This window comes from Lysobacter sp. CA199, assembly GCF_052078715.1.
GTDB lineage: Bacteria > Pseudomonadota > Gammaproteobacteria > Xanthomonadales > Xanthomonadaceae > Lysobacter.
Window position 1 is genome coordinate 17,283 of sequence record NZ_JBQJIL010000013.1, and the last position, 14,253, is coordinate 31,535.

15 protein-coding genes are annotated in these 14,253 nt (G+C 64.5%); 2 read left to right on the forward strand and 13 right to left on the reverse strand.

Going from position 1 to position 14,253, the window contains the following annotated elements:
- Positions 1-5 precede the first annotated feature (5 nt).
- From ACTOWJ_RS22545 to ACTOWJ_RS22565, 5 genes are all read right to left on the reverse strand, one after another.
- Positions 6-563, reverse strand: coding sequence for a thioredoxin family protein (locus ACTOWJ_RS22545; protein ID WP_441336865.1), 558 nt, complete (start codon positions 561-563; stop codon positions 6-8).
- 35 nt (positions 564-598) lie between these two features.
- A complete protein-coding gene (locus tag ACTOWJ_RS22550; RefSeq protein WP_441336866.1) occupies positions 599-1,309 on the reverse strand; it encodes a cytochrome c biogenesis CcdA family protein in 711 nt (236 codons plus the stop codon).
- A gap of 3 nt (positions 1,310-1,312) precedes the next feature.
- Positions 1,313-2,107: an alpha/beta fold hydrolase gene (locus tag ACTOWJ_RS22555; protein WP_441336867.1), complete on the reverse strand. Its 795-nt coding sequence runs from the start codon at positions 2,105-2,107 to the stop codon at positions 1,313-1,315.
- Between the two features lie 143 nt (positions 2,108-2,250).
- Positions 2,251-2,676: an organic hydroperoxide resistance protein gene (locus ACTOWJ_RS22560; protein WP_441336868.1), complete on the reverse strand. Its 426-nt coding sequence runs from the start codon at positions 2,674-2,676 to the stop codon at positions 2,251-2,253.
- A gap of 373 nt (positions 2,677-3,049) precedes the next feature.
- Positions 3,050-3,730: an SDR family oxidoreductase gene (locus ACTOWJ_RS22565; RefSeq protein WP_441336869.1), complete on the reverse strand. Its 681-nt coding sequence runs from the start codon at positions 3,728-3,730 to the stop codon at positions 3,050-3,052.
- Between the two features lie 402 nt (positions 3,731-4,132).
- Between ACTOWJ_RS22565 and ACTOWJ_RS22570 the strand changes: the two genes are divergently transcribed.
- Positions 4,133-4,765: a hypothetical protein gene (locus ACTOWJ_RS22570; protein WP_441336870.1), complete on the forward strand. Its 633-nt coding sequence runs from the start codon at positions 4,133-4,135 to the stop codon at positions 4,763-4,765.
- Positions 4,766-4,771: 6 nt separating this feature from the next.
- A complete protein-coding gene (locus ACTOWJ_RS22575) occupies positions 4,772-6,151 on the forward strand; it encodes an XVIPCD domain-containing protein (RefSeq protein WP_441336871.1) in 1,380 nt (459 codons plus the stop codon).
- On the opposite strand, the gene ACTOWJ_RS22580 is transcribed toward ACTOWJ_RS22575, so the two are convergent.
- The 8 genes from ACTOWJ_RS22580 to ACTOWJ_RS22615 form a co-directional block, all read right to left on the reverse strand.
- Entirely contained in the window at positions 6,148-6,939 is a 792-nt protein-coding gene (locus ACTOWJ_RS22580; protein WP_441337084.1) for a DNA adenine methylase, read from the reverse strand. The two genes, ACTOWJ_RS22575 and ACTOWJ_RS22580, sit on opposite strands and share 4 nt — an antisense overlap.
- A gap of 139 nt (positions 6,940-7,078) precedes the next feature.
- Positions 7,079-8,065 carry a hypothetical protein gene (locus ACTOWJ_RS22585; protein ID WP_441336872.1) on the reverse strand — a complete coding sequence of 329 codons (987 nt, stop codon included), beginning with the start codon at positions 8,063-8,065 and terminating at the stop codon, positions 7,079-7,081.
- Positions 8,066-8,071: 6 nt separating this feature from the next.
- A complete protein-coding gene (locus tag ACTOWJ_RS22590) occupies positions 8,072-10,294 on the reverse strand; it encodes a phage tail protein (RefSeq protein ID WP_441336873.1) in 2,223 nt (740 codons plus the stop codon).
- Entirely contained in the window at positions 10,281-10,499 is a 219-nt protein-coding gene (locus ACTOWJ_RS22595; protein ID WP_441336874.1) for a hypothetical protein, read from the reverse strand. The genes ACTOWJ_RS22590 and ACTOWJ_RS22595 overlap by 14 nt, the downstream gene beginning before the upstream one ends.
- Positions 10,496-10,717, reverse strand: a complete 222-nt coding sequence (locus ACTOWJ_RS22600) for a hypothetical protein (protein ID WP_441336875.1) — start codon at positions 10,715-10,717, stop codon at positions 10,496-10,498. Before ACTOWJ_RS22600 ends, ACTOWJ_RS22595 begins: the two co-directional genes overlap by 4 nt.
- 86 nt (positions 10,718-10,803) lie before the next feature.
- Positions 10,804-11,631, reverse strand: a complete 828-nt coding sequence (locus tag ACTOWJ_RS22605) for a phage BR0599 family protein (RefSeq protein WP_441336876.1) — start codon at positions 11,629-11,631, stop codon at positions 10,804-10,806.
- The gene (locus ACTOWJ_RS22610) at positions 11,621-13,303 is read right to left on the reverse strand and encodes a hypothetical protein (protein ID WP_441336877.1); all 1,683 of its coding nucleotides are present in this window, start codon (positions 13,301-13,303) and stop codon (positions 11,621-11,623) included. Before ACTOWJ_RS22610 ends, ACTOWJ_RS22605 begins: the two co-directional genes overlap by 11 nt.
- Complete coding sequence (locus ACTOWJ_RS22615; RefSeq protein ID WP_441336878.1) at positions 13,303-14,250, reverse strand: hypothetical protein; 948 nt, start codon at positions 14,248-14,250, stop codon at positions 13,303-13,305. The genes ACTOWJ_RS22610 and ACTOWJ_RS22615 overlap by 1 nt, the downstream gene beginning before the upstream one ends.
- Positions 14,251-14,253: the final 3 nt, after the last annotated feature.

The following is a 14,253-nucleotide window of genomic DNA, read 5'->3' on the forward strand; positions in this document are numbered from 1 at the left end:
CGGGCTCAACGATCGGCCAGCAATTGCTGGATCTTGGCCTCGGTCTGGGCGTAATCGCCTTCGCCGAAGTGTTGGTAGACCACGCGGCCGTCGCGGTCGATCAGGTACAGCGCCGGCCAGTAGCGGTTGTGGTAGGCGTTCCAGGTGGCATAGGCGTTGTCCTGCGCCACCGGGTACTCGATGCCGAATCGCTTGACCGCCGCGTCGAGGTTGCGGTCGATCTTCTCGTAACCGTATTCGGGCGTGTGCACGCCGACCACGGTCAGGCCGCGATCGTGGTAGCGCTGATGCCACTGTTTCACGTACGGCATGACCCGGATGCAGTTGATGCACGAATAGGTCCAGAACTCGACCAGCACCACCTTGCCGCGCAAGCCGGCGATGGTCAGCGGCGGGCTGTTGATCCAGCGCTCGATGCCGGCGAATTCCGGTGCGGTCGGCGCAGGCTGGGTGTGGGTGCTTTGCACCGGTTCGGCTTGCGCGCCCGGGGTACAGGCGACGGCGGCCAGGCACAGGCTGAGGGCGCACAGGATGGGTCTGAGAGTGCTCAGTGTCTTGGACATGATCGGTTTCTCGCGGGAGTGGGCGAAGGGAGGATTCAAAGGCCGGTGGAAACGGCCGGCAGCCACTGCGTGGCCCAGGCCGAGAAGGCGACGTCGTACTGCAGCAATTGCAGCAGCGCGACCGCGATGGCGACGGCGCCGAACGCGCGGCGGATCGGCACGGCATGGCGGTTGACGAAGGCCAGGCGCGCGGACACCCAATGGCCGCCGTAGGCGATGGCGAGCAGCGGTACGCCGGCGCCGAGCGCGTACAGGCCTAGCAGCGCGGTCGCCTTGGCCGGCGCTTGCGCCGAGGCGGCCAGGGCCAGCACCGAGGCCAGGATCGGCCCCGCGCACGGCGTCCACACCAGTCCGAGCGACGCGCCCACCAACACCGCGCCGACCTTGCTTGCGCGCGCCGGTCCGCCCGATGCGCGCAGCGCCAATCGCTGTTGTATCCGCGCGGTGAGCCAGTCGAACGGCGCCGACCATAGGCAGCTCAGTCCGGCCAACAACAGCATCGCGATCGCGGCGGTGCGCACGGCGTTCTGCAACTCGCCGGAGAACGCCGACAGCGCGCCGATCGCGATCCCGCCGGCGGCGAAGCTGGCGGTGAAACCGGCGACGATCAGCAGCGGTTCGACGCGGCTGCGCCCGGCGGTGGTGGCCAGCACGATCGGCAACACCGGCAGGATGCACGGCGAGGCGATGGTGGCTACGCCCGCGGCCGCGGCCAGCGCGTATTCGGCCAAGGCTTGCGCGGCCATCGCTCAGCCGCCCTCGTGCGGGGCGGGTTCTTCGGTCTTGATCCCGGCCGCTTCGAGAATCGCGTAGGCCACTTCGTGCGGTTGCGACAGCGCGGCGACGTGGCTGGAGGCGGTCGAGCGCACTTGCGCGCCGATGCGGCGGGCAGTATCGGCCTGCAGTTCCGGCGCGATCATGCGGTCGTTGCGCGCGATCACGTACCAGCTCGGCTTGCCGCGCCACGCGGCCTGGGTCACCGTTTCGCCGAACGCGCTGGCCTTGATCGGCGCCTGGGTGCTGAAGATCAGGCGCGCGTCGCGGGCTTTGAGGTCGGGGGCGAAATCCTCCGTCACCGCGCGTTGGTTCAACCACAGGAAGCCGTCGTGCTCCTGCAGTCCGCTCAGACCGTGCGGAGTGGGAAAACCGTGGCCCTGATCGCCGGTGTTCTGGCCGACGTCGGGCGCGAACGCGGCCACGTAGACCAGGGCGCTGACCCGCGGATCGGCGCCGGCCTGGGTGATGACGGTGCCGCCCCAGGAGTGTTCGACCAACACCACTTGGCCCGGCGCGTTGGCGATGGCGCGGCGGGTGGCGTCGACATCGTCGGCCAACGAGGTCAGCGGGCTGTGCACGGCGACCGCGCGCACGCCCCAGGACTGCAGGATCGGGATGACCTTGTTCCAACTGGCGCCGTCGGCGAACGCGCCGTGGACCAGAATCACGGTGGGCGCCGCGGCGTTCTCGCGCGCGACGGCATCGGCGGCGGTGGCCGAGAACAGCGACAAGGCGGTCAGGGCGGTGAACAGCAGGCTGCGGTACATGGTGGGATCTCGTTGGGAAGGTGTGGCTATTGCAAGGCCGCGGCCTGTCCGGGTTGTGTCGCGATGGGCGGGGTTTTGTAAGCCAATGCCGCCGATGCGCGGCGATGTACGTGCGCTTACAAATCCCCGCCGGCGCGCCGCGCTCAGACGATCTCGAACACCACTTCGACGTTGTCGCGGATGGCGTGCGAGTACGGGCAGGTCTGATGCGCGGTTTCGACCAACTGATGCTTTTGCGCATCGCTCAGGCCGGGCAGGGTCACGGTCAACGCGACCGAGAGCAGATAGCGGCTGCCGCCGTCGGTCTTGCCGAGCGACACCGAAGCGTCGACCTCGGTGTCGGTGGGAGGACGGATGCCCAGTTGCGCGCCGGCGAGTTGCATCGCGCCGATGAAACAGGCCGAGTAACCCACGCCGAACAATTGTTCGGGATTGGTGCCGGGCCGGTTGGAACCCGGCGTGCTGAGCTTGACCTCCAGCGCGCCGTCGTCGGAACGGCCGCTGCCGTCGCGTCCGCCGGTGGTGTGGGTACGGGCGGTGTACAGCACTTGTTCGGTGGTCTTGATCATGGGAGTGCTCCAGGGGATGAAAGGCGAGGCGTTTGCGTTCGCCGGTTAGGGGTTGGAAGTGGATAGAAGCCCGCCGCAGGCGATGTGCGGTGTTCAGGACTCGGGCGCGGTGGCGAGCACGGAGGTGCCGCAGGTGGTGTCGGGAAGGTTCGCGAAGTACCGCATGTTCGACTCCTGAGGCCGCCGGCCCGTTTGGGATGCGGCTATTTCGGAGCGCGGCGGTATCGTCAGAGTGTCGGGCGGGGCGCGGATTTGTCAGCCAAGCGCAGGAATCGGGGCGCGGATACGTTCGGATACAAACCGGGCCGCTCGTTCGAAAGCGGCCCGGGGAAGCGGGTTTGCCTGCGGCGGCCGGGACCGCCGCCGGAACGCCTCAGGCTTCGCCGCGGGCGCGATTGCGCCAGTCGACGTAGCGCTGCAGCAAGGCGTCGTCGAGCGGCGGGCAGACGTCCAGGCCGCCGAGCGCATCGACTGCGTTGCCGATCCGGATCGCGCCGAACGCGATCGCCACGCCGGGTTCTTCGGCCAGATCGGCCGGCAGGATCGTGGCGATGTTGCGGGTCGATTCGTGCGCGGCGCAGCGCGACCGCCACTCGCGGTAAGGCACGACCGCGACCGGCGGCCCGTCGCTCGCGACGATCGCGGCGGTGAGCCGGCTCAGTGCGAAGGCCTGCGGGTGGGTCAGATTGAGGCTGCGTCCGCGGCTGTCCTCGCGCAAAGAGAGCGCTACGATGAACTCGCTCATCTTGTCCACCGGCATCCAGTTCAGCGTGTCTTCCAGCGCCGGGATGCAGCGATGGCGCAGGCAGGCGTCGATGAACAGACTCCAGGTATCGCTGTCGTTGCTGATGGCGCTGTGCGATGCGCCGCAGATATGCGTCGGCCGGTAGACCGTATAGCCCAGACCGCGGCGGCCGCCCAGGCGCAGCAGTTGTTCGGCGACCCATTTGCTTTGCGAGTAACCGGCCGACAAGCCCTGCCAGCGCGCGAACAGTTCTTCTTCGGTGTGGACCTCGTGCCACGACGGATGTAACGCGACGGCTGGATTGCGCACCGCCGACACATGGTCTGCGCAACCCCTCCCACCCCGGTAAAACCTCCCTTCTAGCCGGCCCGGTCCCGGCCCCGCACGGCCCGGCGACCCGGCAGTCCTAAGCCGAGTCCGAGGCAGCCCTGCCGGGCCGGCGCCGGCCTGGCGCCCCGCCCCATCTCAAGGCCGAGGCGCGAGCCGCCATAGCCTCCGCAGGACACGCAAGGGAGACCCCGGTCACTATCCCGGCGTCGGCGTTGCTGGCATTCCTTGACCCCCAGCAGGGGCTCTTCCAGGATGAGGCCGCGAGTGATGAAGCCCACGCATGAGGGCCGTCACGCGCTCTTGCAACGACCGGACAGTATCGTCGGTCGCTCGCTCGGGGGCATTCGGATGCCGCCGCGAAATAGACATGGAGAAAGGCACATGCCCGCGCTCAAATTTGACCTTCTGGCGACCAGACTGGCCCCTTTGGTCTGCATCGTTGCTGCCTGTGCGTGCGCCTCCACCGCAGGCTCGCTATCGGCTAAGGAGAACACCACCATGACGGAATCATTGCCTAACGCCTCTGACGAGACGCTCAGCGCACAGGAACTCAACCGCAAAATCTTGGCCTGGGTTTTGAGTGTGAGAGACGCCCGTGACTTGTCCGGACCCAGCATTGAGGCGCACACCGGCCTTAGCCTGAAGATCGACGCGGGGAACCCGAACAGTTTCCGTGGGGTGGGAGCGCTGGCAGAAGGGTGGCGCTACTCGTTGTACTCGGTAAAGAACGTCCCCGGTCCGAGCCCCCACGCTGTCATGTTCAGCATGGGGCATACCACCCCCGACTACGCCGATATGACGCCTGTGTGCGTTGGCCTGGAGCATTACCAATCCGCGCTGATCGCAGCTGGATTCAAGCCATCCCAGACCCCTCCACGTCTCGGCACTGAGTATAGGTTTTTCCGTACCGACAAGGTATCGGCACGCATCGATCTCAATGGGAAGACAAAGCGCTATGACGAGCACCTTTGTGTATCTCGGGTGTTCGTTACGGCCGCCGCCCCCCAAGGATGACCAAGCATGGCAACACTTCAGGAAGAACTAGAGGCGCGGCATAAGCTGGACGCAATGCTTGCCGATTTTGAGCGGCAGGCGCGCACCGACACCGCGAACCCCGGAGAGATTTTTCGTGGCGTGCTGGACAGCACTCCGGAGCTTCGCGAGCAGTACGAACACGCCGTTAAGGGCGGGCATTTGGTCGGCCTTGAAGCCGAAACCGACGCGAGGTTCAACGGCAGCTACAACGGCGACAGCCGCACCATGCGCTTATCGGTGGCGCAGTTGATTGAGGCCGATTCAAGGCTCAACCCAGAAGATGCGCTATCCAACGTCAACGCCGTGCGCTACACCGCCGGCCATGAGATTGACCACGCACTCCACCGTGAGGAGAACGCTCGGCTTGCGGAGCGCTTCCACGCCCAGGTCGGAGCAATCGCGAATGGCCCGTCACCTCACGACTTTACAGGGCCAGTCAAGGAGTACAACGAAGGCGCGCGCGTGAGTGAAGCGCGTGCAGAAATCTCGGGGTTCAACACTGTTGCAGCCCAAGTGAAGCGCGACAACCCCCAGGCAACATTGGCCGACCTCTATGAGGCTGACGGCGGCGTTTCAAACTACATGCACAGCGACCACGCTGAGTTGCCCACAGTCACAATGAAGCCGGGCTTACACATAAAGCCCGACCTGCAGCTAGACGCGGCCAAGAGTCTAGAGGCAATGGCAAAGACGTTTTACGACGACCACAAGGGCTATCCCGCGCGAAACATCGATTGGGCGTTCGGGCAAATTTATCGCCACGAGGCGATTGCCCAGAAAGCACACCCCGACCGCCCGTTCCCGGAGATCAGAATCAACGTTGAGGCTCTCGGCGCCGACGTGAAGCTGCCGCCGGACTTCAGGGACTCCAGTCCCGTGCGGGACCAACAAGCGCCGCCTTCCGAGCGTCCCGCCGCGCCGGGGGCCGACGACCCCACTAACCTAGATCACAAACTCTTGGAAAAGATCAGGGGCAGCGTGCGAGACCTTGAGCGAAGCATGGGCAAGCCCTGGGACGAGCAAAGCGAACGCATGAGCGCTAGTGCGCTTTCGCTGGCGGTCGGCAATAAGTTCGGCCCTGGCGATGACGTGAAAATCACCCTGAACCGCCCTACGGACCAGAATGCGGCGGGCGAACTGCTATTCGTATACCGAGAGGGCCGCAACGCATCCCCTGACCCCGCCGCTAACTATGCGCACATGCCGGTCGAGCAAGCGCTGTCTTTGCCGGCGACGGAACGCTATGCGCAAGCTACGACGATGCGCGAAACGCAGGCGCTCGACCAACAGCGCGAACAGCAGTTGGCGGCGCAGAAAGCCCAGTCGGCGGAGCAGTCGCAGACCGGGCCACAGATGCAGCACTAGAACAGCTGCGCCTGATCATCCGTCCAGCTCTTGACGATCAGCTCGCCGGCCGGAGTGTCCCTGCCGTGCTGGCCGATCGTGTACTTAATCTGCAGAGGGATGATGTTGAACCCGGCGAAGACCTCGCGGATCGCCGGGTGATCGTTGATCGAGACCAGGGCTTTGCCCTCGATCGACCGCAGCAGCCCAGCCATGCGCTCGTACTCGCCGAACGGAAAATCGACGCCATAACCCTCGGTTTCCCAGTACGGCGGATCGAGGTAGAAGAACGTCCCCGGCCTGTCGTAGCGCGCAACGCAGTCATGCCAGGGCAGATGCTCCACGATGACCTTGGACAGGCGCAGATGCGCCATGCTCAGTTCCTCTTCGATCCTGGTCAGGTTTAGCCTCGGGGTGATGCCGCTGGTCACGACGCCGAACGTCCGGCCGTCTACCTTGGCCCCGAAGGCAAGCTTCTGTAAGTAGAAGAATCGTGCCGCGCGCTGTATGTCCGTCAAGGTTTCGGGCCGCTCCATCGTGGCCCACTCGAACATCTCGCGGGACACCAGAGACCAGCGAAACATCCGCACTAGTTCGTCGAGATGGTGCCGCACGCAGCGATACAGTCGAACCAGCTCGCCGTCGATGTCATTCAACACCTCCAGGTTTGCCGGATAGGGCCGAAGCATCAATGCGGCTGCCCCGCCCGCGAATGCTTCGACGTAGCAGTCATGCGAGGGGAAATGGGGATACAGGTGTTTTAGAAGGCGGCGCTTGCCACCGGGCCATGGAATGATCGGGCCTGTCATATTCTCAGCTCTTGGGATGGTGCCGGCCGACACTGACCATCCTCCGCGCAGGGGGATGGGGCTTCGGCCAAAGGCACGCGCTGAGACGCGTGTACTACGGCGCCAGGTCGGCGTTGCCGCGCTGACCTGGCGCCCTGTCTTACAGTTCGGCGTCTGCCGTCCAATCGACGACGAACGCGCAATTCCCGGTGGCGGTCGCGAACACGCCCACGCGCAGGCTATCGACCGTGGGATTGTCCGCCGCACCGGTGTTCGTGTTGAGCGTGTACGAGAACGTGGCAGCCAAGGTGGGCGCTGCTCGCATTACACCACCGAACGGAACGCGCGCCGATTGATACGAACCGCTGCTGGTATAGAAATCGGATGCATAGCGACCCATTGCGAAGTAGCGCCGCGCGAGCAGCATTTCGAGACACTGCGGCCGCCACTCAAAAGCCGTCGCCGCTTTGCCGGTCTCGACTTGCACCGGCCCGATATCGAACGTGCCGGACTGCTGGCCAAGCGCGCCCGAACGCGAGTTGAAGGTGCTACCCGCGTCAAACCAAAAGTTCAGGCCCAACGAGTCGTTGAGGTTCGTTCCTGCGGTCTTACCCGACACGCTCGGCACACTGACCGTTAATGAGTACCGCGCCCAGGCCGTCGTCAGATTGAGCTTCGTCGCCCCGATGCCGACAACAGCGGCCGATGGTGAGCCGCCCGTGCCGAACGACTGGAAGAGTTCGACGCCGATCGCGCGTGCGGCGTCGGCCTTGGCATAGAAACTGATGGTGACCGACTGCCCGGCAAGCGTATCGGCGCCCTCGATCGACTGCCCCATCAACGCGTAGTTGCTCGCGCCAACCGCGCTCGCCACAACCGCGCGGTGGAAGTATCGCGGAGTGCCTGGCACCGTTGTCTGTCCGTATGCGAAGGACTGTCGGCTCGGTGCGACGGTGGTTCCGACCGACCCAGTAAACCAGCGATCGGCAAGGTAGCGCGTGCCAGTGCCGGCAGCGAGCGACGTACCACGCTGCCAGATACTGAAATCGCCATTGATGAGGCAGTTCTTCAGGCCCTTGTTCCACAGTGCGGCACCGGCCGCAACGGTTGCGGGCGAATCAACTTCGAGCGTGCTCAGCTTGGTCATTGTCGTTTACTCAATCGTGATGAGGTCGCCCTCTTCGGACTCCAATCGGGCGAGCTGCTCGGTTTCGAGCAGGCCGCCGGCATAAGTGAAGATTCGTTCCTGAAACTGCGTGCTGGTCAGACCGCCACGCACCGATTCGACCGTCACGCGGACGCTGTAGGCACCAGGCGGCAGGACGAGCGTGTTAGCCGTTCCGCTTATGCCGCTGGTCGTCGTCAGCAACGTTGCGCCGCGATACGCGCGCACGGTGTATGTGGTGCCCGGCTCCGGTCCGATACTGCTGGCGTTCTGATCTACGAGCTGGTCAGCCTGGCCAACGCGATCGCGATGCGCCCACGTCAGCGAGACCGGGTCGGTAACGTCGGTAACCGGCTGCGTCACACCTTTGATTTTCAGATTGGCGGGCGGATACGGCCGCGCCGCGCGCCTGGCCATGACCAGGCTGTCGATCGGCGCGTCCGCTACAGCGAGCTGCTCGCTCGGTGTCCGCGTCAGCAGCTTGACGTTGACGGTTTCGGCATTGAGGTACTCGCGCTCGTCCGATGCCGCGTACGCGTCGTAGAACCACACACGCTCGCCGGCAACATGCAATGCGGGAACGGTATCGCCGCAGCCTCGGGCGAGCGTCACGCTGCCAGTCGTGACGTCTATGGCATCGACGCGGCATATCTCGCTGCCCCACAACGCGGCGCTGCCAACCTCGACCTGGTCCAGGCGTCGCCCGCCGGTCAGAACGAACGCGGTGTCGATCAGTGTCGAGGCCGAGCTGATGATGGCGGCGGGGCACCAGTCGCCGACGTTGGTTTCTCTGTACGTCTCGCCTTGAGCGGCCGTGGCCAGAACGTAATTCAACGCCAAGCCGGAAGGCTCCGTACCCACTACCGCGACAAAGCCCGACTCCGGCGGCACGGCCGCCAGCTCGGCAGCAGTCAAGTTGCCCGCCAGCTCAACATAAGGCGCCTCGAAAACTCGACGGAACGGCGCAGGCTGCGGAACTTGCGACACCGGCACCCACTCGCCGGGCGACGGGTCTACGTAGACCGAATCCGGAAGGTGCGACACATCCTGCATTGCCACCAGCTTGATCGATGGCTCCGGACGCTCGTTGCGCACGATCTCGCCCACGATGCAGACCATGTCGGCGATACCTTCCTCCGGATACTGCAGGCGGAAGGCAGTAGCGCGCCGCAGCGCATAGTGACGGCGGTTGACGGTCATGGTGAAACGCGCGCGCGGGGTCGCCGCTTCCTGCAGTTCGCGGCGAGCGACGCGAATAGCCAGGTCTTCGGTCGGAATCTCTCGCATCGTCCGCGTGGCGCCGACTACGCCGCCCATCGAAGCTAGCAACCCGAGCTTGCGGACCGGCGTGGTCGGCCGGCCCATTCGCTTGAGCGGGTCGTACCATTCGACCACGACCTGGTTAATCGCTTCGTTCTGAATGCTGGCTTCCTTCTTGAACTCCAAAATGTCGTCTTTGCCGATGATCGGCAGGCTGGCCAGGTCGTAGTTACCGCGCAGCAGGTCGAGGTAGTACTGCCCGTCGCGCAACGATTGCTGCAACGCGCCGCCGATGACGTCAACAATCTGCTGCTGAAAGCCGCGCATATCGTCGGCGCTAAGGCCCGTGTAGCTAGCGCACAGCCCAAAGCCCTCGGCGTGCAGTGTGTCGGCTGCAGCGCGAAACGATGCGTCGTTGATGAGTCCGCGCGGTTCACCTTGCCCCTTATCGAGGTCGGTCAACGTCTGGTAGAGGATGTGCGCCGGGTTCATGGCATAGACCTGGCCGGCGGCCAGCGGAATGACCGCCTTCTCCGGATACCAGACACCGTTCGCATCCCAACCCTTGAGCACACGGCGCCACCGGAAGCTCCAAGGCTTCGGGTAGGGATTCATCGCACCAACTTTGCCGCCGCGAAACACCAGCGTGGTCAGGCCGCGAAAGGCAGATTGCTTGGTTCCGAACCGCGAGGCCAGGTAGTCGTTCGGCTGCTGCGTCTGCTCGCCCATCATGACGTCCAGCGCGCCGACGATGCCGCCCTCTTGCTTCTCGCCGCCCCACAGCTTGGGCTTGTTGATGAAGATGCGCCCGCTCGTGGTCTGGTTGCCCTTCCACGCCTCACGGCCACCGCCCCATATCTCGACCAGCGCGTCGTACTCACCGTGGCCGATGCCGTAGTGCAGCCCCATGTTGTACCAATAGCCGATGGTTTGCTTCTTACCCGCGCCCATTGACGGCCTCCCTGCGCGCACGCGCGGCGACGCGTTTCGCAAACCAATCGTCCATCGCCTCCAACTCATCGGCTGGAATGCCGTTCTCCAGGAACGCGGCGAAGTCGAGGCCGCGGTCGCGGCACCAAACCCGCGTCATCGTGACGCAGAGCAGCTCGGCGCGAACGTGCTCGATGCGAACAATCACCGTGGTGACGTCGGTCATTTCTTACCCTTCGACTTGATCGGCGTTGTACCGTCCTGGACGAACGCCAGAACCTGGGCGTCCTCGTGAATCACATCGCCGAAGTCCCAGCGGATCGGCCGCCCCTCTTCGATCTGAGGGACGTTCGCCTTCATTGCTTCGGGCTTCTTCGGCTTGGGCTGCAGCGCCACAACGAGCACTGCAGCAACAATCTGGATTGCCCACCAAACCCATGCCATCTGCTTTCTCCATCAGTGCTGCCCGTTCCTAGGCATCCATACGAGCGTCGCCCGCACGTCAAACACGAAAAACCAGTTTCAAACGCTCACCACACCGGCAGGCCGTCGAATGGATTGCGGCGCGGCATGTGCAACTGCCCGCCGTAGTTGTCCTCGTTGTCGAAGTACTCGCAGTCGGCCCAAGTTCCGGCACAGCCGGGAAACGCCGTGATCGCCGACCCTTGCGGCAAGCCCACAAGCGGGTAGTCCAGCCAGATCGTTCCACCATCGTGCGAATCGATATCCCGCCGTTGCTTCGTGCCGAACGGCCCGTCGTACTCGATGTAGCCGCCTGCGAGCCGTCCGCTCGGCACGGACAGAAATCCGGGCGCCTGCACCTGGACACCCGACACACTGGCGATAACGGTGTTAATCGCGTGCGCATCACGGGAGACGTTGCATTGCCCACGCCCGGCGCTATACAGAGCGAGCGGGCAGCCGATGCCCCAGCAGCGGTTCTTGCCTCTGCGCACGGCCGCCGTGCGCGACGGCTCGCAGCTCATGACGACGGTTTCGTCGTTCTCGAACGGCACCGCCATGACGCGTCCGATCCACTCCACCTCGGCATCGGCGTCTTCGTAGTGCTTCGCGAAGATCACCAGGCCCACGTCCTCGGTTGGCGAGAATGGCCACCAGTTCTCAACCACCGGCAGCGATCGCGGCAGCTTGACCGTTCGTGTTGCCTTCTTGATCTCCAGTGATTCCTGCAGGGCTGACGCTTGCACCGGCCCGCCGACCGGCAGGAAGGTGACACCGTTATGCACGATCGGGCGGTCGGCCGTGGTGTAGCGCCAGTGGACGCTGCCCCGGACGAAGTCGAGCAAGCGAATCGGCACACCGTCGCTGTAGCTGGTTTCACGCGCGTTAAACGTCATTCTGCGTCCCTTTGAAATTCACGCCGACGCGGCCGATGCCATCCGCGTCGGTCAGGTGCTGTATCTCGACCTCATCGCCTGCGCCCTCGGAGAACGAAAGGAAGCTGACGAGGCGGATGGCGTCAGCCCGCACGACGACACCGAGAGATGCGTCGAGCGTGAGCTGCTCGGTGTCCTCGTCGATCTCAGTCCAAGCGGTGATCCGCCGATAGAACACGGTTCCGTCGTGCAGCTCGATCCGAATGTCTCGGCGGTTTACCGCGCCACGCGAGAACCGCGTATAGCCACACCACTCGACCAACAGCGCCACATCCGACGCGGCAACGTTGGCGGTCACGACCAGGTCGCTAACCCAACTGGGAACCCACAACTCGCCAAAGCGACCGGACAGCGCGTACAGCACACCACGCATACGCGCATGGTGCGCGCGGTTGGTCAGCGTCCAGCGCAGGTTGTCCACGCGAAAGCTGATGCCAGGGCGATCGACCACGCTGACCAGGCCCGTCTCGCCGTCGAGCGGCATAACGTCGCGCTCATAAGTCGATTCACCGTCGTCGTCAGTGTTCGGCCGTTCCTCCAGTACGGGCCGTCCGCGATACGTGGCCGTCGGCCAGGTGGCCGGCCAGTCGCAAGGCTCGGCTATCTCGAAGGCGAGCCGCGTGTTGCCGGCGTCGTCATGCCAAAGCTTCTGCGTCGGCCACGAGGTCAGCCGCGCATTTCGGACTGGATAGAGCCGCGTACCTTGCGGCCAGGCGCGCGTCGTCGGACGAGACAGAATGAGGCGATCGGGCAGCCGCTGCTGAACCTCGACGACCTCGTACTTTGACGACGACGCCCACAGCATCGCCAGGCCACCGTCGCGGAAGTCCAGGCCAACGGTATCGACCATGATCGTCGATACACCCGAGGCTAGCGCACCGCCGAGACGACGCACGTCGGGGAAGATAGGCAGCGCCCACGTCCGCGACGACCAGGCAAACAGGGCGGCATCCATCGTGCGGCGATCTTTCGCACTTTTGGCTACGTCGAACTCGAACGCCCTGCGCGGAGCGATTCGATCTTTTCGCTTCTGTTGCTTCCCCGACTGCTTGGATCGCATGACGCTGGTCAGCCAGCTAAGACGCTCCAGCACACCGTCGCCGCCCCAGTCTGGTGTCCAGGTCCATGCAGTGATTCGGAAGCCGCTGATGCGAACCGCGTACGACTGCCCTTCGTCGAAGTCGAACGTGATCGTTGCATCGATCACCGGCGGTCCGTCGGGCGAGATGCGGACGCTGTAGGCGCGCTGCTGCAGCGGAGCGAACTGCAGGGGCGGCGCGGCCTGGCCGAATACGGTGATCCCTTCGGCGTTGGCCAGCAGCAGCTGCTCCAACGTGCGCGCGCGGCGGTAGGCATTCCACACGGTGACCGTGCGCAGTTGCTCGCCGATCAAGTTGCCCAGCGCGAAGTTGTCTGCGCTGACGTGGATGCGGTCGTACCAATCCGGGCCGAAGGTGGCCTGGCCTGCAACGCCGACGTTCTCATTCGCGGCGGGCTGGTGTCCGTAACCCTGTAGCCCGGATGCCGGTCCGACCAGGCGCACGTTCACACCGCGACCCAGAGGATCGAACCCTTGGGGCGGACTGAGCGACGAAGCCGGGTAGTTCCAGGCAATGGCGAAAATGGCGTGCATCAGTTGATCTGGTAGGCGTAGCCGTAGACTTCGGAGTTCGGTTGCCCGGCGGTCCCGTCTTTGCGGATGATCGGAAACAGCTTCCACTGGACGCCGCCGATCGATCGAATGTGGCCCGGCGGCACGTTGTCGAGCCGGCACCAGCGGATGCCCGGGGGAATGCCGAGCGGGCTGTAGACGAAGTTCAAACGCTCGCCACCGACATAGCAGGGGATCAAGGCGCCTCGGCCCGTCATTCCGCTGCTTGCGGTGAGCAGCAACGGCTGAACCGTCGCACGACCGTTGTTCATCGTGCGGAAACCGCCGGTAAAACGGTTGCCCTGGCCGCTGAAGTACGAGTCGTACCAGCGGGGCGTTATGCCGTCGGAGTCGGCGCGAATCTGCGTGCCGCTGCCGAGCCTGGAGCTGTCGTCCGCGCAGTCGAACGGGATGGAGTGACGCGTGTTATAGAGGCTCGAAATGTAGTTCGGGTCGTAGTGCCAGCGGCATGCGAAGTTGAACACGCCGGTAGTGATTGCGCCTACGCGGCGAAGCTGGCCAATGCCGGCATGCTTGTAGATGCCCGGAGCGGTCTCGACGCACACATAGAGGTACGGCGGATCGCTCGGGCCGTTGGCGAAAAAGTGATACGCCTGGAAGGCGCCGAGCATCGCGTTGGCCCGAGTCTTGATAGATCCCGCCGCCTGGTTCTCCGTGCCGTTGGCCGCGTTGTAGGCGTTATGGCAGTACGTCATCAAGTTCGGGCCGGGGTCGTTGCTCGCTCCGGCGACGATCTCGCCAAGAAACGACCCCGAGACATCGCCCTTTGTCAGTTGCAGCGCCTGGCCGCTGACCGCCGTCCGCGCACCGAAGTAGTTAACGGTGAACCCGGAAGAGATCGCGAACGATCGCAGCTTACTGAGCAGGTCCAGGACGTCGGTCGCACCACCTGTTTCGTAGATCGCCATGAG